This window comes from Chryseobacterium sp. SORGH_AS_0447, assembly GCF_030818695.1.
In the GTDB taxonomy this organism is placed as follows: domain Bacteria; phylum Bacteroidota; class Bacteroidia; order Flavobacteriales; family Weeksellaceae; genus Chryseobacterium.
Window position 1 is genome coordinate 1,058,931 of the sequence record NZ_JAUTAR010000001.1, and the last position, 26,751, is coordinate 1,085,681.

A 26,751-nucleotide genomic window follows, 5' to 3' on the forward strand; every position below is an offset into this window, starting at 1 on the left:
TGAAGTTTTTTCAAAGATAATTTTTTTTCTAAATAAAAACCCGACTTACTAATTCTCAGTCGGGTGTTATTTTGTTTTCAACAAATAAATTTCATGATTTTTGTAACTCACACAATGATTTTTTTATTTTCAGACATATACAAAGCTCGATACTTTCTATTTTATTGATAAAAATTAATGTCACAAAGAATTGATGATTTTTAATCTAGTTGGAGTTAATTATATCAAATCGATTTCGATTTCGATTTCTGAGTTTTAAGTTTAAATTTAAACCTTGTTATCTCAAATAAATTTATATCTACTGTGTTGAAAACTTACTTTTAATAAAGTTAAGAAAAGTACTATTTCTTGCATCTGCATCTCTTACAACTGCATCTATATCCCACATAAAAATACCTATCGGTATTGTGACTTTAGGTCTTAATGAGATGGCAACTTCAGTTTCTTTATAATATAGTTTACCACTTGAATACAATTCTGTAAATGTTCCGGATAGTGCAAGCTCAATTTCATCATTAAATTCAATAATTCCATAGTACCAAATACGTTGCACTTTATTATTGTAGTATTTCATTAAGTTTCTTGCACGAGTTTCTAACTGATTTATGGTTTTTTGGTTCTCATACTGATCAACACCACGTTTTTTCAATTCTACAATTACAACGTCAAAGGGTTTATCTTCATTAGGATTATTTGAGAAAATGAAAGCGAAATCTGGTCGGTCAATATCCCTCAATACCTCTTCACCTTCCACCAGATAAGTTACTAATTCAGACATTTCTCTATCACTTAAAGTGACTTCATAGGTCATATATTTATCGTCCAATAACCAAGAATTATTTTTATAAATATCATTTATTAAATTCTCTTTAAGAAACTTTCCATCTTTACCTTTTGTCGCAATTATTTTATGAAGGTAAGATTCAGAATCTTCTTTAGTGGAATCTCTAAGTTTTTCTATTGTTAATTGTCGAAATAAAATATATTCAGTTAATGCTCTATCTGAAATTTCTAAAGATTTCTTGAACTGTTCATCTGTTAATGAGTGAGCATCCAATAGTTCTTTTTGAGCTTTAAAAAACTCTTCTTGAGCATCTTTTAATATGTCATTTCTTTTTAAATATCCAATATTATCAACATCAAAATATCCATTTAAATGAGGATATCGGTTAACCAAGCTTTCTCGAATGGCGGTATTTGTTTTCTTTACTCTTGGTATTCTTTCCTCGATTAATCTTGTAGCTTCCTTTCTAAATACTTTTTGAATTTCACGTAATTCTACTTTAGTTAAAGTCAAGTTTTGTCTTGAAGCATCTACTTTTCCTGTGAAAAAATCTGAGAGTAGTAGAAATACCATTTTATAACTTGTAGGTATATTTTCTTCGGCAATAATGTCAACTTTGACAGTTCTGTTATCAACTGATATTGCAGATGTAAGTGACGTGTCATTCGGTTCAACTTCTTGAATTGAATAATATAGTTGAAATTTATCGTAAAGATTCAAAGATGAATCAATTTCCACTAAATCCATTTTTGGAATATCATCAGTTGAAAGTATATCGTTATATTCTTTATCACCAATTTTCGTATTAATATTTATGAAAATACTTTTTCCAATTATTTTTAACTGGAAAAGTCTAGAATAAAATTCATCTAAAATTTTTGATTTCAGATTTTTAGGAAGAAGAAAGTCATATGTTGCAACTTTTTGGAGTAAGCAATTTTGCATAAATAAAACTGTTCCGGAATTTGAATTTTCAACATTATTTATTTTAAAATCTTTTTCATCAAAACCTTCTGAGAATGTAAATACTCGTTGTTTATTTTTTTCAAAAATGCTTTGAACTAAAACCTTTTCAAAATAGCATAGATAAACTAATCTTCCTAATCCTTTATGAGAACTTTCTTCAACATCAAATAAATTTGAAAATTTTTTGTAACGCCAATCGTCAAAGCCCAGACCATTATCTGAAATACTAATATTCAACGTTTCAGCCCTGTTGATAGCATCAATAGAAATATTTATATTGATTTCATTTGCTTCTGCATCTAATGCATTACTGATAGCCTCGAAATAAACCATTTCCAAAGATGAACTACCAAAAAACATTTTAACCGCTTGATCTAATTTTACTTTCATGATAAATAATTTCCAATGTAAAAATATAAAAATTTATTACTTAAAATTTTAGAATAAATAAGAGTTCTCAATCTAAAATTGTAATTTGCAAATATTAAAATTTAGAAACTTTATCATCTAATTTTTTAATGTCACTTCTCAATTCTAAAAACATATCCTTCAAATTATAATTTTCGAAATTATCCGGTTCAAAATCCTCTGGAAATATACCTGATGCATACTGCCAAATTTCAACAATTTCTCTCAAAGGAATATCATAAGGGTGATAAAATGAATTGTCAGAAGTCACCGTTACAGATTTTTCATTTCTACTTTTAAATCTTTTATAAGAGATACCATCATTAAGCGTTACAAAAACATAACTCTTGTTTGGTTTCAATTCCTCCATATTTTCAATATACTTTCCAATAATAAAAGAACCGTCTTTAAAAGGAGGCATTGAATCTCCTTTTGCCGGAAATGCCCGGTGTTTTCCATTAGTGAGAAAGGGTAATGAAATCCTTTGTAAACTTTCAATATATTCTGGATCACTATAACCAGACAAATATCCCATAGATGCCTTCTGAGGAACAATTTCAATACTGTTGTTTCCTAATTTATCAACCACAACGGGCAAAACAATCCTATTATCAGGGAGTTTCAAAACATCTTCTAATGGATATTTTCTGATATCGACGGTAAGAAGTAAATCGATACTTACATTGAAATACTTTGAAATTTTGATTAAAACTTCATACGGTGCTTCTGAACGACCGTTTTCATATTTAGAATAACGGTCCCGACTGATGATAAGAATTTCATCGGCAAAACTCTGTTGAGATAATCCTTTCTTACCTCTCAAAAACCTTATGTTATCTGCAAAAATTGACATTGGGACAAATTGTACCGACAAATATAATAATTTTGGGACAAATGGTCTCTAATTTTGTAACGTGAATCGAAGTATTGTACATATGGACATGGATACTTTTTTTGTATCCTGCGAGAGGCTTAACAACTCTCAACTTCACGGTATTCCTCTAATTATCGGAGGTGGAGACCGTGGAGTTGTTGCATCCTGTTCCTATGAAGCAAGGAAATTTGGTGTGCGTTCAGCCATGCCAATAAGGATGGCACTTCGACTATGTCCGGATGCAAAGGTAATTCGTGGTGATTATGAAATGTATTCTAACTTATCCCATACCGTAACAGAAATTATCCAACAGAAAGTTCCAGTGATGGAAAAGGCAAGTATAGATGAATTTTATCTGGATCTGTCAGGAATGGATAAGTTTTTCGGATGTTATCAGTGGACAAAAGAAATTGCATCGGCTGTCACTAAAGAAACCGGACTTCCAATAAGTTTTGCTTTATCGACCAATAAAACAGTTTCAAAGATAGGTACAGGCGAAGCAAAACCGGTTGGAAGATTAGAAATTCAAGAAACGGAAATAAAACCTTTTCTAAATCCATTATCCATTAAGAAGATTCCAATGGTTGGCGATAAAACATTTCAGTTATTGTCAAGGATTGGAATTCGTACTATTCATACATTATCTGAAATGCCGGTACTGGTTCTTCAACAAATGATTGGTGTAAACGGGAAAGAACTTTGGAAGAAGGCGAACGGTATTGATGAAAATCCCGTTGTACCTTATTCCGAAAGAAGATCAATCTCAACAGAGGCCACATTTACTAATGATACAATGGATATTATCGAATTAAAAAGACTCATATCCGGGATGGTCGAAAAATTAGCCTATCAATTAAGACAGGAAAAATGGCTGACTTCAACAGTAACAGTTAAAATACGGTATGCCAATTTCGATACTGAAACTAAACAGTGCAAAGTACCTTATACATCCGCTGATCATACTTTGTCAAGAGTTGCCCTTGAACTTTTCAATAAGGTTTACACTAGAAGAATGAGACTTAGATTGATAGGAATCAGATTTACAGGACTTGTGCATGGTAATCATCAAATGAATTTGTTTGAAGATACCGAAGAGCAAATGAGTTTATATCAAACAATGGATTATCTAAAAAACCGATTCGGAATTGATGCGGTTGGTCGTGCTTCGGGTTTTGATTTGGAAAATAAACGCTAAAAATCTTTCAATTATGTTTTTGAATTGTCATTCCTACCATAGTCTACGTTACGGTACTTTATCAATCGAAGAATTGGTAAAACAGGCAGATGAATTAGAGATCAAACAATTGGTATTAACCGATATTAATACGGTTACCGGAATTTATGATTTCAAGAAAGGATGTGAAGCAGTAGGAATTAAACCTATTGTAGGAATGGAAGTAAGAAAAGATGGTAAACTTCTTTATATAACCATCTCAAAAGAGTTTTCAGGCATCGGTGAAGTGAATAAAATGATCACAGAGTATAATTGTAAAAATAAAGAACTTTCAGAGGTTGCGCCGGAATTTAGAAATGTTTTTGTGATCTATCCTATGAGTAATATTCCACCTATATTGAAGGAAGATGAATTTATAGGTGTACGGATCGATGAATTGAATTTTTTAATCAGACCTGAATATAAAAAACATATTTCTAAAATGGTGGTTCTTCATTCTGTAACTTTCGGGACTGATGAAGAATATGAATTACATAAAATTTTACGGGCAATTGATAATAATACATTACTTTCAAAATTAACAAAGAAAGAAATTTGTAGGCAATCTGAATATTTTATTTCTGAAAAAGAACTTCTTAAAATCTTTGAAAGATATCCTGAGATTATCAGCAATACGAAAAACATTCTTGATGCATGCCGTTTTGAGTTTAATTTTAAACAAGTTAAAAATAAAAAGTTTTATACCAAATCTAAAGAAGAAGATTTGAAACTTCTCAGCCGATTAGCATATTCGGGTCTGGAAAAAAGATATGGATTAAATCATGAGATCGCAAAGAAAAGAATTGAAAAGGAATTAAAAGTAATAGATGAACTTAATTTCTGTTCTTACTTTTTAATTACGTGGGATATCATCTGTTACAGTAATAGTATGGGATTTATGCATGTGGGTAGAGGAAGTGGTGCGAATTCTATTGTAAGTTACTGTTTAGGAATTACTGACATTTGTCCTTTGGAACTGGATCTTTATTTTGAGAGATTTCTCAATCTTAACCGAAAAACACCACCGGATTTTGATATCGATTGGTCTTGGCAGAACAGGGATACAATATTGGAATATATTTTTGATCGATATGGAAGAGATCATGTTGCATTTTGTGGAACTAATGTTGAGTTTAAATACAAATCAATTTTTAGAGAAGTAGGAAAAGTATTCGGTTTGCCCAAGGAAGAATTGGATGACCTGGCTACAAAACCGATGAAAATTCATGACCGAAATTCGGTTGTGCAAATGGTTCAGAAATATGGTAGATTATTAGAAAAGTACCCTAATCAAAGGAGTATGCATTCCTGTGGGATCTTAATCTCCGAAGAACCAATTACCCATTATACAGCACTTGAAATGCCACCGAAAGGATTCCCGATTGTTCAGTTTGATATGAATGTGGCAGAAGATATCGGACTTGAAAAATTTGACATTCTTTCCCAAAGAGGTTTAGGAACTATTAATGATACCGTTAATCTCATTAAAAAAACAAGAGGAATTAAGGTTGATATTCGTGATACAGCATTGTCAAAAGATGAAGTAAAGTGCAATGAGTATTTAGCAATAGGAAGAACGATCGGCTGTTTTTATATTGAATCTCCAGCAATGCGCGGATTGTTAAGACGATTGAAATGTGATAATTACCGTACGCTTGTTGCTGCTTCATCCATTATCAGACCGGGAGTTGCCCAAAGCGGAATGATGAGAGAATACATTTTCAGACACAACAATCCGGATAAATTTGAATATTTCCATTCCGTATTCGAGGAAAATTTAAATGAGACTTACGGGATTATGGTTTACCAAGAGGATGTAATTAAGATTGCACAGTATTTTGGGGGATTATCATTAGCTGATGGTGATATCTTGAGACGGGCAATGAGTGGAAAGGGAAGATCACTAAAAAAACTTCAACAGGTGAAAGATAATTTTTTCAATTCCTGTAAGAGAAAAGGACATTCGGAACAATTAACTACCGAAGCGTTCAGACAGATCGAGTCTTTTGCCGGATATTCTTTCTGTAAAGCCCATTCAGCATCTTATGCTGTAGAAAGTTATCAAAGTCTTTATTTAAAAGTATATTATCCTTTAGAATTTATGGTTTCGGTGATTAATAATCAAGGCGGTTTTTACCGTACCGAAGTTTATATTCATGAGGCGAAAATGTCAGGAGGAAATATTCAGGTTCCATGTGTTAATTTAAGTGACTTTCAAACAACATTAAAAGGAACAGATATCTATTTGGGATTGATGTTATTAGAAGGATTGGAAACAAAAGTAGCACATGATATTGTAAAGGAACGTGAAATTAACGGAGATTATAAATCATTAGAAGACTTTATAAGACGAATTAATATTGGGATTGAAACGATACAGATTCTAATTTTTATTGGAGCATTCCGGTTTACTTGTAAACCAAAAAATGAATTGCTTGTTGAAGCAAGATTACTATTAATAAATTTTAAACCTGAGAATAGAGGGTTAATGTTAATTGAAGAACCTGTTCAGGAATTTAAACTTCCACAACTTAAAAGAGAAAATTTCGAGGATGCATTTGATGAAATTGAGTTAATTGGATTTCCGGTTTCATGTAGTCCTTTTGATTTATTAAAGACCAAATACAGAGGATCAGTATTTGTAAAAGACTTGTTGAAATTTCATAAAAGACAGGTAAAGATGTTAGCATATCTTATTTCCAGAAAACACGTTCCCACTAAAAAAGGAACGATGTATTTTGGGACTTGGATCGATATCAACGGTGATTATTTTGATACCGCACATTTTCCCAATAGTTTAAAGGAATATGATTTTCAGGGAGGTGGTTGTTATTTATTACTCGGGACGGTTGAAGTTGATTTTTACTTTCCTACCATTACTATTCATAAAATGGCAAAGATGCCGATGATCCCCGATCCCCGGTATTCTTATGATAGAGAAAAACAATATGATATTCACCGTCAAATTAAAGAGGATGTGAGTATGACTTTTAGGAAACCGTATCCTCAGGAACATGAAATTGGACTACCAAGGAATAATTACTTTAGATAAAATTGCTCAGGTATGAATATTACTTAAAGTTTTTGATTTATATCTTGATATCTTTTCTACCTATTTTTGTTTAACTAATTGTATCTATCTGAGAATTACGGGAAACCGTATTATCTTATTATTTATTTTTTGTTATTTTGCAAAAATATTACGACGTGTTTTGTCGTCAGCTATAAATATATTTGATTGTTAGATATAATTATCGCTCGAAGTCAATTCATTAGTATTAAAAACTAATACCGTAACATGAAATTGAATTTTAGCAAGAATAAAGATTGCTTAGCTATTGAAAATATAAGTAAAAACTCTACAGATAGAAGTTTTGTGAAAAATTTTAATAAAAGGTATAATGCTAATTTATTGAAACCAACTATTAAAATATGTAAAAAATTAACGTTGGCAGAAAATGCTTATACTTATAATATGGTTTCTTCCGCTGATAACAAAATTGAATTATTATCTGGAGTAAAGAAAAGTGAACCAACTGTTTTAAAACTTAGAGTTCAAGATGGATACAGAAAGTTTTTTCATTTTTTTTGTAAAAATAGTGAGGAGGATTTTTCTTTGAATAAAGATTGGGTGGGACAATTTAATGATGTGTGTAATATTTATATCTACGAGATGAATAATCATGATTACTCAAAAGCTTAAAGATGAATACATTCGAAACCAAAATAGAAATATTTAACCCTATTGATTTGCACAATACAATAGGTGAAGAATTGTTGGAAATGTTCAATGAGAACAAATATTCTTTTGATATTTTAAATTCGTTAAATATCTCAATTGAGAAGCCGAAGGAAGTATTAAAAATTAGTAAAAATAATATAAGTAAAATAGCAAAGTTTACTAATAACGATTTTCTTTATGATTATTTAATTAATTTTCAGGAAGACTATAAAATATCAAAGGATAATTCTGAATCGGAATACAAAACATTAAAAAAAGTTTATTCAAAAGTAAAACATCTCGAGAATTTTATTTGCGATGAGAATTTTGATGGAATGGATAAGTTGGAAGATATTGCATTATTTTTAGAAATTGATGATGAAAAAAATATTTTTCAAGAAGTAAACGATAATATTGCATTATATAAAATCTCTAATTTTCAGCCAGATAATTTAAACTTATATGCATGGCTTAAAAAAGGTGAGAGGGATTTTAGAAAAAATACTTTTCCAAAATATAATAGTCAAGAATTAAAATTGTGGATTACAGGTAACGAATGGAAAAATAATATAAACAATCTTAAATATTTTCTGCAGCTTCCAAAAATTTTATCGGAATTTGGTGTTGCATTGATCTTAACACCGTATCTAAAAAAAACAGTTTTTGGATGTGTTCGTTGGTTTGAAGGTAGACCTGTGATTCAAATATCTGATAAAGGTAAGAATTTAGCTAATCTTTGGTATGTGTTATTTCATGAACTTGGTCATGTAATTAAGCACGAAAATGATGAAATATTTGAAGGTAATGATATAAGCAAAAATCAAGTAACAAAAAAAGAAAAAGAAGCGAATGAATTTGCAAGTTTTCATTTATTTAACGGTGATTCACTGAGAAAATTTATATTTTCTAAAAAAGGACAAACATTAGATGATTCATTTATCGAGAGTACTGCAGAAAAATATAATGTTAATATTTTATTTTCAGCTTTATGGGCACAGAAGGCCCAGATAAAAGGTATAAGTTATTATAAATATATCAAGGAAGCATCTTTTAAATAGTTTACCTATAAGAAATATTAAGAATGTAAAAAAAAATGGGCTGTCTCAAAAAAGAGACAGCCTTTTACTTGTATTAATTTTTTATCAATTATTGGGGATGGAAATTTTATAAGGTTTTAGAACGATAAACTTTAATACATATATATAGGTGGAATACAAAAAGTCCCATTAGCGCAAAACAGATGATTCTACCGGAATCTAATATAGATGTCATTGAGAAAACTTCGTGTTTAATTTCTTTGTGGTTTAAATTTAAATAGCCAACAAGTTTACTACCATATTCTACATAATTGTCAATAATTCCAAAACATAGGATTATACCTAAAATACTTACTAAGATTCCGACAAGTGATAATATTTTCATAAGTTCGTTTTTAATTTTAATATCCTCTGTTATTTTTAAATTCTTTTTCACATTTTAAGGAACAGAATTCTTTCTTTTCGGTAATACATTGAAACTTGATACCTTTATGATAGTCTTTTATGTAATGATAAATTTCCGGTGTATTCCATCCACTTTCCATGATTGTCATTCTAAAACCCAAAACTTCGCCCATAGCCAAATAGGTAGGTTTGAGTAATTTTTCTTGAGAAAAAATATTTCCGCACCATTTACATTTTCCATCTTCATGTCCACAAACCTCAAAAGAGGTAACTTCACTCAGGTCTTTTATGTTTTTAAGATCGTTTACTAACTGTTCAAACGTTTGAAGATATTCCGGATCTTTCTCCAATCTTAAGAGTTCTTCTTGAGTTGGAATATTTGATGTCTCACTATTAGAAGTGGAATTGGTTGAAAAATTATTTTCGAAATTATTATTTTCTTCATCTTTATTTTCTATAAATAAAGCTTTATCATCATCTAATTTTCCAAGATTGGAAAATCTAAAGTTTTGAATATCTTTTCGATCTTCATGGTCATAGATTGTAATGATAGAGAAAGATATGATTAAATAAAAAAATATATTTGAAAATATCGTCACCTTATTATCATCATCTTCAGATTTTCCAATAGAAAAAAGTAAAAGTGATAAAATCTTTAAGATAACTATTATACCCTATAAAAGGTAGTATAAAAGATGTTTTATAAAGGATATCAAAATCGAAGTCTTTTAAATAATTTATGTAGCTCATGGTTTAGTTATTTCTCAATTATTTCTTATAATAATTCAATCTCTTATCTTTTGTACCATCACCATTTTGATCGTAATAATCATAATCTTGAAGAATTAACTCTTTTGAATCAACATGCTTAATATAATAACGCTCACCATCTATATCTAAAATATTAGTAGCGGTCATATATGAATATGGATATGTTTCAACATTTCCTATTTGTTGACATTGTTGAGTGGAAGAATTTAAGACATAATTTGTCAATAGGTATTTACTGTTTGTTGTGAACTCATGTATTGCTTCTATTTCACATTTAGCATGATCGTAAGAATTTAGGGGAGTGTCGGTTTTACCGTTGAGAATTACCGTTTTGTACCGGTGCCATTTACCGACAAATTGTTGTGATTGATTTTTGTTTTCTTCTGTATTTTCAGAATCATTGTTTGAACATGAACCTAATAAGATTACTGTTAATAGAGATAAATAAACTTTTTTCATAGTTAAAGTTTTATTTCCTTTCAGTCCCGAAAAAGAGTTGTTAATTAATAAAGAAAGCGTGAGGACTACTAAACTTATTCTATCAGGTAGGTTCTGGTAAACCGTTAGGGTCAAATAAGTAGCAGACCCCCACGCCATATAGATATGACATGAGAGTTGCTAACATATTCCCCCTAATTAAATGTACCAGATTTACCTGAGGAATGTCGTTAGACAAGCGTTCTATGTGTTCGAAATGTATTCAATAGGATTATTTAATCCTATCAACAGCAAATATAATTAGTCTATCATTAAGGTGAAAATTTATTTATATAAATATTGTAATAGAATCTACAAAACTTAAAATTAAGTAGTTTAAAGTGTACTTTATGTTAAGTTATTAAGACTTTATATGTACTTTTTGGTACATTTAAGGTACATTTTTGCCGTAAATCATAAAAGATTAAAATTTAAACTGGAAGATCAAAATCTTTATCTGGCAACGTGTAACAGTGGTTATTGAATTGTATTATGAAATACAATATTATTTTGCACCGAAAAATACCGTACCTATAAACAAACAAGTGCTAGTTTTTTTGAAAAATTCAAAATTTAAGGGTAAATGGATTGGATTAACCTTACTTACATTTACATCATATCAAGTTTTATAGCAACTTTTTTTACTTTCTGTACTGTTTTTGTTGACATTTCAAGAAGTTTCCCAATCTCTCTCAAAGTTCTTCCTTTTCTCAGATATTCCAATGCCTTCTTATTTTTTGATTTATTGATAAAGATCGCTTCACTTTCATTAGATCCAGTGGGGCGGCCAAATCGCACATTTCGCTGACGGGCGATTAATTTTCCGGCGGCGATCCTTTCCCTGAGGTTATTTAGCTCCTGCTCATATAAACTGGCGATTATAGTGATGATGACTTTCCATATGGGGTTAGTCTCGCCATTAGGTCGGGATTGTAGTCCCATGTTTCTTACCACCACATTAATCCCATGCTCGTGAAAGAACTCGATCGTCTCGAGTACGTTTCTTGTATTACGACCCAGACGGGAAATTTCTTCGACAACTATTTCAGTTATTTGACTCTTACCCGCAAGATCAATTAAGATCCGTCCGTTCTCTCGGTCTCTAAAATTTACTGTGCCTGAAACTTTGTCTAATAATACCAAATCATATTTATCCGTATCTGCTTCAAAACGATTTCCTGTCTGACCTAAAGTAGAAACTCTATTATATTTAACCCTCATTTTTGTTGTAATTTTAATTTCAGATTAAATTTACGGCGAAATTGACGTTCTGCCTACGCTTTTAGCACTATTTAGCGTTTAAAACAGATGTACTTTTTGTTTTAAATTTTATGACCGCAGAAATATGCAAAATAATAATCACATGCTGTTGATCAGGAACGGAGTCTGGTTTTTATAGTTGGAGAGCAAAATAAAATTAGCTCTCAAGGTCCCCAAGTCAATGCAGTAAAGTGAAGAGCAAAATAATCTTTAGCGCAGGTCCTGTAGAGATCTGGAACTGGAATTGCGTCTGGAACGGTCGATCTCCGGATGTTGAATTTACTTTGCTCGTTTGGGCAAAATATTTCTTTTTTCAGGATATATCAAATTACTATAGCCCCCGGGAGCCCGGGGTATCAAATCCCCCCTTGCCTCTGTGGGTGTATAGAACCTTGAAAAACCAAGCTCGAATGTGTACAAGTAGTCTTAGGTTTATTACTTTGAGATTTTTTTAAAACCCATTTTTAAAAATAAAAATTTTCTGGTTTTTGAATCAGAAATTTGTCTTTCCATGATTTAAATTTAAACCGGAAAAAACTTTATTAAAAGATATAGATCCAAAAATAAAATAAAATTTTTTTCATTTTTTTGTCTGGAAAATAGACTTTTAATGATTACGTGATTTTTTCAATCTTGAATTTTCCTCTTGAAGATCATAGATAATTTTGAAAGTTACTTTAAAAGATCACATAGCTAGATTTACGGCTAATTACAACAATAATTTCTATTATATTACTCATTTGGAAAAGTCATAAAAATTCCTTATATTATAATAACCTGAAAAACGGTATAAAAGAATAATTTCCAATACTAATGAGCAAATACCTAGATGTAAGCCTCATTATCCCAAACAATATTAATTACGAAAAAATTTGGGATAAAATTAAAAATAACGCTGACCTAAGTGAAAGGAATAAATCCAAATTAAAAGATTCAATATTACTATTTCTTCACTATCTGTATCCGTCTTCCAAATATATGACTTATACTAAGAATAATGGTTTTCACAAGAAAATAAAGAGTACGGACTTCAATGAAATTACTAGAAATCTTTTTAAAAAAACTGTTACCCTCTTAGAACATTCCGATTATCCGGTAATAGAAAGTAGAACTTATAAAGTTGGAAGGTATTCAAAATCCTACAAACTTAAAAATGATTTTTTCCTATTCTGCAAAGCTGAAAAAATTACGATGAACTCTATAGTTGGAGATAATTATTTAAAAATGATGGAGTCTGTCACCGGTACGGATAAAACTAAATCCAAATTAGAAGATAATTCTCAATTTCAACATTTATTCCCACAATTAAAAAGTGAAATTATCACCATTGATAGTTCTGTTGACCTATATATAGAGCAAATGGAAATTTTTTTAGAATCAAAACTAAAGAAGAAGGAAAATAAAATCTATTATCATAATCTTAAAAAAAGTGTTGAGGATAAAATTCTAGCAATGAAAAGAAGTGTTAATCAAATTAAAAACGGAGAATTTGATCCAACTCTAAATAATAATAATTTAAGACTTTACTCAACTTTAACCTCTTGTAAAAAGGAGATAAGACAATTTCTTAGGATTAATGGAAAAAAAATTAACGAGATAGATATCAGTAATAGTCATTTATACCTATTATCAAATATTCTATATCCATCTTTCTATATTAATAGTAATCAAAATTCCTTAATAAAAATAGATAAAAAAATTTATAAAATAATAAAATCAGAATTCTATAAATCTAAGTACTATTTAAAAGAACAAATTAAAAATAAATTTAAATATAAAAATAAATCATATATACCCTATATGTGCGGCACTTTTCTGAATCAGAAAGATGTTGAACAATTCAACGACCTACCGTTTGATAATAATTTGTATCAGTATTTAAACAACATCCTTTTTAATGGAGAAAAAACAAGGGAGTATATAAAGAGAAACGTAATGAGTTATCTTAACTTAAAAAAGTACCGGGAGAATAATACGTTCATTAGAAAGATGAATGAAATCTTCCCAAACGTAGGTCAGGTTATCGAATTGATTAATGGATTAGATAACTGTAAAGGTTGCCTTGCTATCCTTCTTCAAAGGTTTGAATCAACTCTTTTGTTGGATATTGGAATTAAGAAACTATTGGAAGAAATTCCCAACCTAAACTTTTTCACGATTCACGATTCGATTGCAGTTGAAGAGGAAATGGCAGAAAAGATTAAAAATATACTTTCATCCGCAATATTTAAAACTACCGGAAAACAAATTGGACTATCAATAAAAGAACGTGAAGATCCTTTTAAAACAATTGAAAAGACAGCTTTAGAAATATTGAATAAATCATATAAAAAAGTTATTTCTAAAAGAAGAAAAGAAAAATTTAATAAAAGATAAAGTAGAGAAGGGTTCTTGCGAGAACCTTTTTTTGTTGCTAATTTTCGAAAAAAATAAAGATGGAGGTTTTATTATTCGGATTAGATAACAGTTCCGAAATCCATATCAAAAATGTGATCAATTTATTTAGCCCAATAAAAGGTATTATTAATTTTAAGAGTATTAATGTTGAAAGGGATATAAAGTATAGATTTGAAGATGTTAAACGAATAAATCAGTCTGAAATCATTAGTTTATGCAATGAAGTTAGAGATAAATTCGACATTACTGATTATGTGGTGATGGTTACCAATAAAGGATTGGATATTCCGGTTCACAACTTCCCCAAAGAAAAAGATTGGAATAGTGTCTTTATTCACAAAAATATCGCTGTGAATTGTTCTTCAAGATGGAATTCAATAACCAATGGTAATATTTATTTGGCAGTTGCACATCAGATCGTTGAAAATATTTTTCAAGCAATCTCCCATATGGAACTCAACTCTCAGAAACAGTTGGAAAATGTCCACCAGGAAACTGAAATTTGTATTAATGATTATTGTGCAGATATTCAAGAAACTAAAGGGAAAATTAGATCGGGCTACATATGCCAGAAATGTAAGGACAATGCTATTAGGTTAAATGATTTCAGGTATATTGAGCATATTGAAAATTTACTGACCGAAATAAGTAATAAGCTCCGGTATAATAGTAATCACTCTCCAACAAAAGAACAGATGACTGTTACTTTTGATGATGAGCTGAATATAAAGATCGGAGACAATGTAGTTGATTTTAAAAAAAGTAAGATCTCAAAAGTCAATTATTTTTTCCATCTTATAAATCATGATATTCCGTTAACCGGTAAACTCATGAAGGATGATCGAGTTAAGGAGAAATTTTTAGAATTAGCTTCATTATTAGACCATGATATGACAGATGCTAATTATAATAGCCACTTAAAAAATTTAAGATGCAACCATAACAGATCAAACGATGTCATAGTTGAACATTGCAAGAGTGATGTTCTTGCTTCATTGTTTAAAATTAAATCATCAGTAGAAGAACAAGACCTTTATTCATACAAAATATCATCGTTAAATAACAATATCGACTTACATAAACAATTCCAAAGGTTTAGGTTAGATCAATAATTGCAGCGTCGCAGAATCGGAAAGTGCGTTTCGAATTTCCTCAATTTTGACATATAAATAACAAATAAAAAATCTCAGTTATGAAAAAGTCAGTATTGAATTCTAGCGCGGTGTTACCTTTACTAAATGTTGTAACAAAATTAAAGTTATCTCAACTTGAAATTCCGGAAGAATGGGATGAACTTTTTGAAAGAAAAGAAAAAAAACAATTTATTCAAAATCTTAAAAAACAGATAGAGAAATCCGGTTACTGCAATCCAATTGTTGTTTTTAAATTTGAAGATAAGTATGTTATCGTTGATGGAGTATTGCGATTCTTAGCGGTACAGGATTTAAATTTAAACGAGGTCGATTGTATTATCCTTGATATTTGTCCCAACTCTAGAGATGAAGTTAAAGACTGGATTATTGAATTTAACTTAAAGTCTGTTCCAAGTCTGGAAGAACGCAAAAGACTTCTTTCTCATTATTTAAGAGTTATTGATACCGAATCAGAACTTGATGAAAGTACTTATAATGAAAAGTACAAGTTTATATCTGAACAGTACGGGAGAGGTTGGGGACGTAATAATGTAATTACTTTTAAAAAATCTCTCGTTTTTGAAAAAGAGAATCCTGAAAACAGCCTAAACCTATCCAATAAACTTTTGGAAAACGAAGTATCTTTTGATCGGGTAAAATGTGTCTTGGATATTTTGGATGATGAAAGAAACAACTATGATTTAGAAAAAGAGAAGGAAGCAAAGGTTATTGATGGATTTTTAAATAAAAAATACGATTTAAGAAAAACAGAATCTCTTGTTCGTCAGTATAACCATAAAAAAGAAACTGGAACAACAGATATCAACATTGTTAGAGAGGTTTCATCTGAAAAATATATGATTTTACCGGGAAATTCTCTTGACACAAAATTCCCTAAAGGCACTATTATAAATGGTATTATAACATCAATACCGTATTATAATCAGATTGAATATTCTGAAAAAGATTCCAAGAACAGCGAGTTTGAAATTGGAAGAGAAAAGAAACCAGAATTATTTGTAAGAAACATAGTTGACGTTATGAAAATCGGCGCGGACAACATGACTGAAGACGGCGTTATCATTATTAATCTCCATGACTCATATCAAGATGGTATTTGTTTGGGCGTGGTTCATTTATTAGCCACAGAAATGCAAAAAGCAGGATTTTTTTATATTGACCAAGTAATTTGGCAGAAATCAAATAATAAACCACAAGGAAATAAAACAAAAAGATTTGTTAATGGTTATGAATCTGTCCTTCTCTTTTCAAAATCGAGGAATTACTATTACAACCAATTAAAAATTTATGATCCCTCCAAGTCAGCAACCGTGAAAAAGGGATGTTCTGAACAGGGAAATAAAGGAGCGGATGGTAAATATTCTTTCCATATTTCCAATCAATACAGAACGGTAAGAAATTTTCTTTGTGACAATGATATTGAACAGATTTTAAAGTTAAATATCTCAAAGGAAAGATCACAGCAGAATGGTTTACAGACCGGGTTTTTCGGTTCTTTTCCAACTTTGCTTCCAATTCCATTCCTTCTATCTTTTTTTCCAGAAGACGGGACGGTTTGGGACCCGTTTGGTGGAACAGGAACCACTGGAAGAGCCGCACTTATGTTAAATCGTAAAGTGATTATAAGTGAGCTTTACGACAAAAATATTCCAAAAATCAAGGAGGTTCTTGAAAAAGGTATCTCTGAATTCAATGAAGAAGATTACATTAATTTAAAAAATGATTTTCTCTCTTCTAATGATCATAACGATCTAGCTGCCTAAAAATCTTTAATAGATAAATGGTAATTTCTTTACCATCTCTTACAGTTTAAATTAAATTTTATCACCTTTTGTAATTCACATACATTGTGGACAGGATGATATATGTCTAAAATTAGAAACGGAATTAATTAATAATAGATTATTTTAAAAATAAATAAAATATGAATAATATAATATTACAGCAGATTTCCTCCTCCGAATTGGTGGAAGAAATAAAAGAATCCATTTTAAAAGAATTAAAAGAAATTTTGAAATTGTCAAACAGCAATTCCAATCAAAAGGATGAACTTTTATCTAAAAAAGAAGTTTGTGAATATTTTCATATTCATCAGTCTACTCTCCATCGTTGGGTTAATGATGGTAAGATCAGCTGTCATTATTTGGGGAACAAAGTCTATTTCAAAAGATCAGAACTACCATTACTTTAGTAAAGTGGAACTCAATATCTGAGTTCCATTTTTATTTTTCCATCTCCTCTGATAATTCCATTTTCTTAATTAAAATATCCTTTATCTTCTTAGCCTTATCAATAGATGTATTTTGATCATATAAATCAACCATTGATTGAGATTTATGCCCGGTGTTAATCATCACTCCTTCATCACCCAAAATATGTCTAAAATTTGTTACAAATGACCTTCTACAGATATGTGACGTAACCAATTCCCATTTGCTATATTCACCAACGACTTTCCGTTTGTTAACTAACTTTCCACCAATCATTAATTCTGTGATTTCGGCGGATTTACATACAGTTTTAATATAATCATTAAACCTTTGATCGGAAATTTTACGAGGAAATTGCCCATTTCTTTTCTGTAAAATAGATTTTACTTTTGGAGGTAAAAAGATGGTGATATTTTCTTTAGTTTTCTTTTGTGTAAAACTTAGAAAATCTTCTTCAAATATATCCTTATGATTAAAATTTAAAAGGTCTGAGACTCTCTGACCGGTATAACATCCTATCAACAACCAATCTCTAGCGTTATCCAAGTAATCAGAATCCAAATCAATAGATTCTATTTTCTGTAACTCAGAAAAACTTAAAGTAGGATGTTTATATTCTTTTGGATTTATGTAAAAACTCCAGTTAAATACATCATCGTTAACCTTATATTTTTTCGATTTGGCGAATTTGATAAAAGTTTTGATGATTTTTAACTCCTTTACAATGGTCGTTTCTGAATATCTATTTTTAATACACCATTGAGTAAAAGTATCCCGGAAATTATCATCGATATTTTGAATAGATAATTTTGAATTGATTTTTTCAAGTTTGTTTTTGATTACCCGGAATTTCTTAATTGATGCTAAAGTCAATGGCTTATGTTTACCTAAAGAATGGACACTTTTTTCGGTAATATATTCTTCTATCAATTGAGACATCGAATTTAGTGCAACTATCTTTTTTACAGATTTAATTTTTTCTTTTCCTCCAAAATTTTTATTGATAAAATGTTTAAGTTTTGTACTACTAACATCAAAGTTGTTACTCAATATAAAACAGTATAGTGAGGTCTTAAATTCGCTAAGTTTAAAATTAAATTCATCAATAAAAATATTTTGCTTTTTATCAATTTCATTAGTTGGTTTTTTCTTTTTAAAAGATTCACTGTAAATTTCCTTTTTGGAATCCCACTTTTCAGCTTCAATAGTAAATGGGGTTGAAACCACAATATTTGTTTGTCTATTTGGTCTGTATCGAAGACTAATTTTTACATTTCCGCTGTTTTTTCTTAGATATAATTTTACACTCATAATGTATTGATTTAGGCTAAGATAAGGCGCATAAAGTGGAGATAAAAGGCGGCATTTTAGAAATATTTCACTAGCCACACACATGAAATATTAGATATTTTGTACAATGAAATTGATGAGAAATGATTTCGAAAATTAATTTGGTGGTTACAAAATATGTTGCGACCACTATTGCTACCACAGAAGTGATATTTAAAGATAATCAATGAGTGAAGATGAGAAATTAAAAACCCTCTATATCTTTGATATAAAGGGTTTTTAGTTGTCAAAAGGTTTTATAACCTTCCATTTCGGTGGAGTTGGAGGGATTCGAACCCTCGTCCAAACAAGCAATACATAAGCTTTCTACATGCTTATTCTGCTATTGGTTTTCGACTGGAGGCAGAGAGCAGACACCCAACTTCCAGCTTATCTTCTGAGATTTTCGAACTTTAGCCGAAGCGTCTAAAGCCTTATTCCTGCATTCCTATATCCCAGGATCAAACGCCGCAGAACAGGGCATTTGTGGGACATCTTGCTTCCCTACTGAAATCTTCGGGAAAACGCTTGATCTACTATACTTCGATATTAAGCTGCAAGAGCGAACTCTTCGTTGCCAGTTAAAATTTTGTAGCAAGGGATTATAGAGATCGCGCTACGGTTCTCTGCATGCTTACTTACCCATTGACCTTGCTGTCGAAACCAGTCAACCCCATAAATAAAGTGAAAGCAAAGATACGAAAATTGTTCCAATATTCCTGAAATGGGTATTGCTTTTTTAAATACTCATTATCATGTTTAGGTTGTGATTATAGTCAATATTTAAAATTTTTGAAATATTTTACACTTAAGAGATTATTTATTTCAGCCTCGTAACAGCTGTAGATAAAGAATATCTTTAACTTAATCTTTACCTTAGCCTCTATCTCTCTTAAAGCATTTTTTAATAAAGTTTTGCGGTTTCATAAATAATGTTTATTTTTGCAATCCAAAATGAGATGTAATATATGTTAATAATTCCAGTAAAAGATGGTGAATCCATCGACAGAGCATTAAAAAAATATAAAAGAAAATTTGATAAAACAGGAACTGTGCGTCAGTTAAGAGCTAGACAACAGTTTATCAAGCCTTCTGTAACTTTAAGACAAGCGAGATTAAAGGCTGCTCACAAGCAAAGAAATCTTAGCAAAGAAGAACAGGCTTAAGAAATTTTCTTACCCACATACTAGATTCACTCTTTAAATGATTATATTTGAAGAGTGAATTTTTGTTTTTATATATTTCATAATGCTGGACAAATTCCTGGACTATTTACAGCTGGAGAAACGCTATTCTCCGCACACCATTACAAGTTACCGGAAAGATCTTGAAGATTTTTCCCAGTTCTACCTGAGAACGGAAGCCTCCGAAGATCTTCTCAAAGCCGATAAAAAAATCATTCGCAACTTTATTGTTAATCTCAGTGAAAAGGATATTTCCAAGAGAAGCATCAACCGGAAATTATCCTCGCTCCGCAGCTTTTACCTTTTTCTTTTGAAAATAGGGGAGATCAGCGTCTCACCGGTGGAAAATATTTCGTCATTAAAATTCTACCCTGAAAAGCAGATTCCGATGTCGGAGGAAGAAATGCAAAATCTTAACGACCAGGTTTTTGAGGAAACTCATGAGGTACTCGGCCAATGTGTGATCGAAGTGCTCTACCAGACGGGAATCCGGAAAGCCGAGCTTTGTGGTATGACTTTTGAAAATGTAAATCTAAGCGGAAACGAACTGAAGATTATCGGAAAAGGGAACAAAGAACGATACATCCCGATCTCCGGAGAACTCTCGGATCTGCTCAAAAGGTATACAATAACCAGAAGCCCGCAGGCAGAGTACCAATCATACTTTTTTGTCAACAAGAAGGGCAAAAAACTCACGGAAAAATTTGTGTATCTACTGGTGAATAAGTACCTTAGTCTTGTAACAACAAAAGAAAAAAGAAGTCCCCACATCCTCCGGCACAGCTTTGCAACGCACGTTCTGGACAATGGGGCAGAGATATCCAAAGTAAAAAAGATATTGGGCCATTCCAGCCTTGCCAGCACGCAGGTCTATACGAATGCCAATATCGAACAATTGAAAAAAGTGTTTAATCGGGCTCATCCAAGAGCTTCAAAAAATGACGACTTATGAAGATCACCGTACAATCAATTGGTTTAACTCCACACGAACCACTAGAATCGCACATTGAAAAAAAAGTAAGCAAGCTGGAAACTTTTTATGATAAGATCCAGGATTGCAAAGTAATTTTAAAAGTAGAAAACAACTCGGATAAAGCGAATAAAACGGCCGAGCTTATTCTGGCAGTTCCGGGAGACGATATCGTAGTAAAAAAGACCACCACCTCATTTGAAGAAAGTTTGGATTTATGCGTGGATGCGGCTAAAAAGCTCTTAATCAAGAAAAAAGAAATGGCTTAACGAAAAAAGTTAAAAAAAGTTATTAAAAAATTTGAGAATTCAAAAAAACCGTTCTATATTTGCACTCGCAAAAAGGGAATAGCGTTCTTTTGAATTCTTTTTAATTATGCCTCCATAGCTCAGTTGGCCAGAGCACGTGATTTGTAATCTCGGGGTCGTGGGTTCGAATCCCTCTGGAGGCTCCATTAATATAAAATATCTGGGGAGATTCCAGAGTGGCTAAATGGGACTGACTGTAACTCAGTTGCTTCGGCTTCGTAGGTTCGAATCCTGCTCTCCCCACATTTTATATTAGTAAAAAAGTTGCATGGTTAGAGGATTTTCCTTAAGTTTGCACAGCGTTACCAATAGTTTTGGAAACAAAATTGCGGAAGTAGCTCAGTTGGTAGAGCGTCAGCCTTCCAAGCTGAATGTCGCGGGTTCGACCCCCGTCTTCCGCTCAGAAAATTCACACTTTTCAAAGAGGGTGAATTTTTTTTAACTCCTGAAAGAAATGCCGAGTAGATTTTCTCGCAGTTTCAGTCGGACATTAAAATGCCTTCATAGCTCAGTTGGCCAGAGCACGTGATTTGTAATCTCGGGGTCGTGGGTTCGAATCCCTCTGAAGGCTCATTTTAATATAAAATATCTGGGGAGATTCCAGAGTGGCTAAATGGGACTGACTGTAACTCAGTTGCTTCGGCTTCGTAGGTTCGAATCCTGCTCTCCCCACATTTTATATTAGTAAAAAAGTTGCATGGTTAGAGGATTTTCCTTAAGTTTGCACAGCGTTACCAATAGTTTTGGAAACAAAATTGCGGAAGTAGCTCAGTTGGTAGAGCGTCAGCCTTCCAAGCTGAATGTCGCGGGTTCGACCCCCGTCTTCCGCTCAAAAAAAATCACGCTTTTCTGGTGTGATTTTTTGGTTTAGGCCGACTTAGCTCAGCGGTAGAGTGCTTCCTTGGTAAGGAAGAGGTCACGGGTTCAAGTCCCGTAGTTGGCTCACAGTAAAACACATTGAAAATCAATGTGTTTTTTTGTTTTTAAGCTTGTAAGGGAGATCTTCCGCGATGTTAAATCTGTTTCAATCGTTATAAAATATCCACAAAATCATCTATTTATTCAGACATTGTTCTGATATTTTTTAATAACAATCTTACGGTCATTCAAAACATCTTAACAAGAAGCTTTATCGTACCACTATTTCCAATACAAGTAACCGTCATAGGTTTCAGGAAGCATTGAAATATCAAGTATAAGTTTTACAGCCAATCTGTAATTTTTTCAGGAGCTATTTCCGGCTCTCCGCTCATACTCCTCGCGCCAGTAGGTTCCAATGCGTACCGCCACCAAACCCAATCCTACCCACATCTTTTCCGCCTCGCTGTGGGGTAACCGCTGCGATCCGGGCTAGGGCTGCAGTCTTTACATCAACAAAAACCTTTAAGATTGGTATATGGTCATTCACAGTCATGTTAAAATTGCCAACTACGCGGCAGATTCAAAATGCAAATGTTCATAAGGAATTTCCACTGCTATCATTTGCTGAACATAAACTGAAAGTGTACGAACGTAGTTCAGGATTTGCAACCGAAAAATAAGCGTATGATTACCTAAAAACTTTGCGATCATCACATTAATCAAAATGCCTTTTGGATTTTTATTCTTAAAATTCAATTAAAAGTTGGATCCCGATCTAAACACACTTTACCATCCTGAAAAATTTTGTTACATTCGTATAAAATAATTGTCGATGAATATTCTTTTATTGGAAGACGACTTAATTCTTTCAGCAGAGCTCTGTAAGTTTTTAGAATCAAACCATTTTACCTGCGATAAAATTTATGACGGCGAAACATTTCTGCGCCAGATCAGGAACAATTCTTACGATCTGTACCTCCTGGACATCAATGTTCCGAAGATCAACGGGCTCGATGTCTGCCAGACGATCCGTTCTTTCGATAAAAATACCCCGATCATTATTATCTCCGCTTACGGCGACCTGTCGGATAAAAAAGATGCGTTTACCAGGATGGCCGATGATTACTTGGTGAAGCCTTTCCAGTTTGAGGAATTGCTGTTGCGGATGAATTCTTTATTGCGCAGAAAAACACCTTCTGAAACCAATGACCAGGAATTGATCAGGGTGGATGATTTAATTGTAAACAAAACCGAGCAGAAAGTGTACCGAGGTGGTAATGAGATCAGCCTGACCTTGAAAGAATTCCAGCTGCTGGTTTACCTGGCCGAAGCGCAGGGACGCACCGTTTCCAAACAGCAGATTACCGAACATGTCTGGGAACACAATTTTAATACGAACACCAATACGGTAGAAGTTTACATTAATTTCTTGAGAAAGAAGATCGATAAGGATTTTAAAGTGAAGCTGATCCACACCCGTTCCGGTTTCGGGTATTATTTAAGTCCGTTATAGAAAACCATGTCGTTAAAAAGGAAGATCGCACTCAACCTCAGTATCGCCTTCTCATTGCTTTTCGGTATTGTGATGGTGGTGATCTATATGTCCTTTAATGATTTCCGACGGGATGAATTCAAGGAACGCTTTAGGCAAAGGTTGGAATTTACTTCGCATTTCATTGCCAAATCCAAAGACTTTGAAGAAGAGGCGCCGGTTTTTTTTAATGAAAATTCGGATAATATCCTTTTAAATGAGACCATTCTGATATTCAATTCCCAAAAAGAGCTCATTTACAGTACCATCAAAGACCGGAATGTTACCTGGGACAATGCCCTGCTGAAAGAACTGGATGATAAGAAGGTGATCTATTCCGAAAAAACGGTTCCCGAGATCTATGCTGCCCTCAGAACCATCAACGGAGAAAACTATTACATCCTTACCAGTGCTTACGATACTAACGGAAATTCCAAATTAGCCTATCTGAAATACCTGTTGATCACGGCATACGTAATGAGTGCGCTGCTTATCGGTTTTTTCAGCTATTATTTTATGGGGCAGTTCCTAAAACCGCTGGAAGACCTCAACCAGGAAATTTCTGAAGTCACCGCCCATAAGCTGACCACGCAGATTCCCGTCCGCGATTCCAACGATGAAATTAATGTACTGGCGAAATCCTTCAATACGATGATCGGAAGGCTGGACGATGTATTTCAGTCACAAAAAGATTTTACGGCCAGCGCCTCCCATGAAATCCGCACCCCAATTACCCGGATGGCATTTCAGCTTGAAAATCTTATCAAATTTGGGGATCATGCTCCGGAAACGCTGTCGTCCTTACGGCAGATTCAGCGGGATGTTTACCAGCTTTCGGATCTTACGAACTCACTGCTGCTTTTAACGAAATTCGACAGAGAAAATATCCAGAGCATCTACGAAGAAGTACGGATCGATGAGGTGATCTTCGAATCTTTTGAAGCGGTGGAAAAAAGCTATCCGAAGCTTAAAATGGATTTCCAGATTTCCGAAGATACTTCTGAAGACGCACTTTTAACCATAAAAGGGGTGCAGTCTTTACTGGATATTGTATTCATCAACCTTTTCAAGAATGCCGCCATCTATTCCGACAATATGGAAGTCGATGTCCTGATTACGGAAAACGAGCAGCATTTCCTGGTAGATGTAATTTCCCACGGCAATACCATCCCGGAAGAAGAGCAGGTGAAATTATTCGAAGCTTTCAAAAGGGGAAAAAATTCCCAGAACATCTCCGGTTCAGGACTGGGGCTGAGAATCGTCAAACGAATCTTGGAATATCACGGTGCCGAAATCCGATACACCTCACCGGAAGATCTCCTTAATAAATTTACGGTTATTTTTAATAAATAAGTCACCGGGTTCCCGGAATAACATCCTACACGAAATTTTCTTTATTCTTTGATAGGTTGCTATCGAAGGCATTCTATATTGATATGTTTCCAGATTCTCTTATTTTTTACAAAGTCTTAACGAGCGTTAAGTGATTTAAAATCAATTGGTTTTGAATGCTTTTTGAATGCGATTCATAAAGTTACAAATCTTCAAATAAACTGTGAAAACCAAATTTAATTTTTTTTTAAGGATTCTTTAAGAGCATTTTAATTCCGTAAAGACACCTTTGTATGATAAAAATAACCGACATGAATAAATTCGCAGGGCTGTTGATCGTCATTTCCTCATTCTTGGCGGCACAGCAGAAAATGTCGCTTGTAGAATGCGAAGAGGCATTTCAGAAGAATAATTTACAGCTGCTTGCCGAACAGTACAACATCAATATGGCCGATGCCGATATTCTTCAGGCTAAAATATGGGAACTTCCTCAGCTGAGCGGGCAGATCAACGCTTACAATCCGGAGGGCAGAAAAATCTTTGATGCAGGACATGCCAAGGGCGCACAGGTAACGCAGCTGATCTATATGGGAGGTAAAAAGAAAAATGAAATTGCCTTTGCAAAATCCAATAAAGAACTGGCCCAGCTCCAGTTTTCGCAGCTTCTGGTAGATTTAAGGTCCCAGCTTCGGTCTGCGTATTTTGATCTCTATTACGAACAGCTGAAACTGGAAAATACCGAGAAGCAGCTGGGGTATATGAATGATCTTCTGGCAGCTTACCGTGTGCAGTCCGCCAAAGGCAATGTATCCCTGAAAGACCAGGTACGGTTGCAGAGCATCGTTATCCAGCTGAATAACGACAAAATAGAAATCAATAAAAATATTCTGGGATTTGAACAAACTCTGAAAGTGCTTACAGGAATTGCAGAAGATATCGATCCCCAGCTCTCAGATGCTGAAGCCAAAGATCTTCTTGCTGCCCAGCCTTTCGGCGATGAAACGGAACTGCAGAAAAAAGCGCTGGAGAACAATGCGGATTATCAGTACAACCTGAAACTGATCGACAACAGCAGGCTGTATGCCGAATGGCAGAAATCACTGAACGTTCCGGATCTTAACTTAGGAGCGGGATGGGACCAGAACGGAGGAACCTTCAAAAATGAAATCAATCTGATGGTAGGTATCCCTTTGCCCTTATGGAAATCCAATAAAGGAAACGTGGAAAAAGCCAATTTCGCAATCCAGCAGAACCAGAAAAATGCAGACTTTCAGAAATTAACCCTTGAAACAAAAGTGCAGGCAGCCTACAAAACATGGAAAACGCAGTATGACCAGCTGACAGAAATAAAGCCTGCGGATCTCAACAATATGGAAATGGTCTACAACGGCATGTTGAGCAATTTCAGGAAAGGAAACATCAGCCTCATCGAATTTACGGATTTTATGGACAGCTACCGGGAAACCGCGCTCCAGATCTATGATATGAAAAACCAGATCATACAGTCCGCGGAACAATTGAATCAACTGGTACAAACGAAAATCTTCTATTAATACGCA

At 32.9% G+C, this 26,751-nt stretch carries 21 protein-coding genes, 7 tRNA genes and 1 other RNA gene; 21 read left to right on the forward strand and 8 right to left on the reverse strand.

Translation table 11 applies throughout. The features are described from left to right. Nucleotides 1-298 precede the first annotated feature (298 nt). Nucleotides 299-2,140: an ATP-binding protein gene (locus QE422_RS04980; RefSeq protein WP_307455585.1), complete on the reverse strand. Its 1,842-nt coding sequence runs from the start codon at nt 2,138-2,140 to the stop codon at nt 299-301. A 94-nt stretch (nt 2,141-2,234) separates the two neighbouring features. Beyond that, nucleotides 2,235-3,011: a LexA family transcriptional regulator gene (locus QE422_RS04985; protein ID WP_307455586.1), complete on the reverse strand. Its 777-nt coding sequence runs from the start codon at nt 3,009-3,011 to the stop codon at nt 2,235-2,237. 61 nt (nt 3,012-3,072) lie between these two features. Between QE422_RS04985 and dinB the strand changes: the two genes are divergently transcribed. From dinB to QE422_RS05005, 4 genes are all read left to right on the forward strand, one after another. After that, nucleotides 3,073-4,227, forward strand: coding sequence for a DNA polymerase IV (gene dinB / locus QE422_RS04990; RefSeq protein ID WP_307455587.1), 1,155 nt, complete (start codon nt 3,073-3,075; stop codon nt 4,225-4,227). Nucleotides 4,228-4,240: 13 nt separating this feature from the next. Continuing rightward, complete coding sequence (locus QE422_RS04995; RefSeq protein ID WP_307455589.1) at nt 4,241-7,297, forward strand: DNA polymerase III subunit alpha; 3,057 nt, start codon at nt 4,241-4,243, stop codon at nt 7,295-7,297. 246 nt (nt 7,298-7,543) lie between these two features. After that, nucleotides 7,544-7,948, forward strand: coding sequence for a hypothetical protein (locus QE422_RS05000; RefSeq protein WP_307455590.1), 405 nt, complete (start codon nt 7,544-7,546; stop codon nt 7,946-7,948). Between the two features lie 2 nt (nt 7,949-7,950). Further along, nucleotides 7,951-9,024: an ImmA/IrrE family metallo-endopeptidase gene (locus QE422_RS05005; protein WP_307455592.1), complete on the forward strand. Its 1,074-nt coding sequence runs from the start codon at nt 7,951-7,953 to the stop codon at nt 9,022-9,024. Between the two features lie 106 nt (nt 9,025-9,130). Here the strand turns inward: QE422_RS05005 and QE422_RS05010 are convergent, their stop codons facing one another. The 4 genes from QE422_RS05010 to QE422_RS05025 form a co-directional block, all read right to left on the reverse strand. Further along, complete coding sequence (locus QE422_RS05010; RefSeq protein ID WP_307455595.1) at nt 9,131-9,439, reverse strand: hypothetical protein; 309 nt, start codon at nt 9,437-9,439, stop codon at nt 9,131-9,133. Next, the gene (locus QE422_RS05015; protein ID WP_307455596.1) at nt 9,405-10,007 is read right to left on the reverse strand and encodes a hypothetical protein; all 603 of its coding nucleotides are present in this window, start codon (nt 10,005-10,007) and stop codon (nt 9,405-9,407) included. The genes QE422_RS05010 and QE422_RS05015 overlap by 35 nt, the downstream gene beginning before the upstream one ends. Nucleotides 10,008-10,176: 169 nt before the next feature. Beyond that, nucleotides 10,177-10,638 carry a hypothetical protein gene (locus tag QE422_RS05020; RefSeq protein WP_307455597.1) on the reverse strand — a complete coding sequence of 154 codons (462 nt, stop codon included), beginning with the start codon at nt 10,636-10,638 and terminating at the stop codon, nt 10,177-10,179. A gap of 627 nt (nt 10,639-11,265) precedes the next feature. Further along, nucleotides 11,266-11,877 (reverse strand): recombinase family protein, encoded by a 612-nt coding sequence (locus tag QE422_RS05025; RefSeq protein WP_307455598.1) that lies wholly within the window; start codon nt 11,875-11,877, stop codon nt 11,266-11,268. An 852-nt stretch (nt 11,878-12,729) separates the two neighbouring features. Here QE422_RS05025 and QE422_RS05030 point away from each other — a divergent pair. The 4 genes from QE422_RS05030 (at nt 12,730) to QE422_RS05045 (ending at nt 17,658) form a co-directional block, all read left to right on the forward strand. Then, complete coding sequence (locus QE422_RS05030) at nt 12,730-14,292, forward strand: hypothetical protein (protein ID WP_307455600.1); 1,563 nt, start codon at nt 12,730-12,732, stop codon at nt 14,290-14,292. Between the two features lie 59 nt (nt 14,293-14,351). Beyond that, on the forward strand, nt 14,352-15,425 hold the full coding sequence (locus QE422_RS05035; protein ID WP_307455602.1) for a hypothetical protein: 1,074 nt from the start codon (nt 14,352-14,354) through the stop codon (nt 15,423-15,425). A gap of 80 nt (nt 15,426-15,505) precedes the next feature. Continuing rightward, complete coding sequence (locus tag QE422_RS05040; RefSeq protein ID WP_307455604.1) at nt 15,506-17,230, forward strand: DNA methyltransferase; 1,725 nt, start codon at nt 15,506-15,508, stop codon at nt 17,228-17,230. Between the two features lie 161 nt (nt 17,231-17,391). Then, entirely contained in the window at nt 17,392-17,658 is a 267-nt protein-coding gene (locus tag QE422_RS05045; protein WP_307455606.1) for a helix-turn-helix domain-containing protein, read from the forward strand. 31 nt (nt 17,659-17,689) lie between these two features. On the opposite strand, the gene QE422_RS05050 is transcribed toward QE422_RS05045, so the two are convergent. Then, entirely contained in the window at nt 17,690-18,988 is a 1,299-nt protein-coding gene (locus QE422_RS05050; protein WP_307455607.1) for a phage integrase SAM-like domain-containing protein, read from the reverse strand. A 291-nt stretch (nt 18,989-19,279) separates the two neighbouring features. After that, nucleotides 19,280-19,681: a transfer-messenger RNA gene (gene ssrA, locus QE422_RS05055) on the reverse strand. A gap of 293 nt (nt 19,682-19,974) precedes the next feature. On the opposite strand from ssrA, the gene rpsU reads away from it, so the two are divergent. The 13 genes from rpsU to QE422_RS05120 all read left to right on the forward strand — a co-directional run bounded on the left by rpsU (nt 19,975) and on the right by QE422_RS05120 (nt 26,745). Next, the gene (gene rpsU, locus QE422_RS05060; RefSeq protein WP_062697349.1) at nt 19,975-20,172 is read left to right on the forward strand and encodes a 30S ribosomal protein S21; all 198 of its coding nucleotides are present in this window, start codon (nt 19,975-19,977) and stop codon (nt 20,170-20,172) included. A gap of 82 nt (nt 20,173-20,254) precedes the next feature. After that, nucleotides 20,255-21,142 (forward strand): tyrosine-type recombinase/integrase, encoded by an 888-nt coding sequence (locus QE422_RS05065; protein ID WP_307455612.1) that lies wholly within the window; start codon nt 20,255-20,257, stop codon nt 21,140-21,142. Then, nucleotides 21,139-21,429 (forward strand): HPF/RaiA family ribosome-associated protein, encoded by a 291-nt coding sequence (locus QE422_RS05070; RefSeq protein ID WP_307455614.1) that lies wholly within the window; start codon nt 21,139-21,141, stop codon nt 21,427-21,429. Before QE422_RS05065 ends, QE422_RS05070 begins: the two co-directional genes overlap by 4 nt. A 108-nt stretch (nt 21,430-21,537) precedes the next feature. After that, a tRNA-Thr gene (locus QE422_RS05075) sits at nt 21,538-21,614 on the forward strand. Nucleotides 21,615-21,630: 16 nt separating this feature from the next. Continuing rightward, nucleotides 21,631-21,711: transfer RNA gene (locus tag QE422_RS05080), tRNA-Tyr, on the forward strand. 85 nt (nt 21,712-21,796) lie between these two features. Continuing rightward, a tRNA-Gly gene (locus tag QE422_RS05085) sits at nt 21,797-21,869 on the forward strand. 96 nt (nt 21,870-21,965) lie between these two features. Next, a tRNA-Thr gene (locus QE422_RS05090) sits at nt 21,966-22,039 on the forward strand. Nucleotides 22,040-22,059: 20 nt separating this feature from the next. Beyond that, nucleotides 22,060-22,140 (forward strand) — tRNA-Tyr (locus QE422_RS05095). A gap of 85 nt (nt 22,141-22,225) precedes the next feature. Further along, nucleotides 22,226-22,298 (forward strand) — tRNA-Gly (locus tag QE422_RS05100). 41 nt (nt 22,299-22,339) lie between these two features. Then, nucleotides 22,340-22,411: transfer RNA gene (locus QE422_RS05105), tRNA-Thr, on the forward strand. A gap of 750 nt (nt 22,412-23,161) precedes the next feature. Then, nucleotides 23,162-23,842, forward strand: a complete 681-nt coding sequence (locus tag QE422_RS05110) for a response regulator transcription factor (protein ID WP_307455615.1) — start codon at nt 23,162-23,164, stop codon at nt 23,840-23,842. Nucleotides 23,843-23,848: 6 nt separating this feature from the next. Next, complete coding sequence (locus QE422_RS05115) at nt 23,849-25,213, forward strand: ATP-binding protein (RefSeq protein ID WP_307455617.1); 1,365 nt, start codon at nt 23,849-23,851, stop codon at nt 25,211-25,213. 290 nt (nt 25,214-25,503) lie between these two features. After that, entirely contained in the window at nt 25,504-26,745 is a 1,242-nt protein-coding gene (locus QE422_RS05120) for a TolC family protein (RefSeq protein WP_307455619.1), read from the forward strand. Nucleotides 26,746-26,751 lie beyond the last annotated feature (6 nt).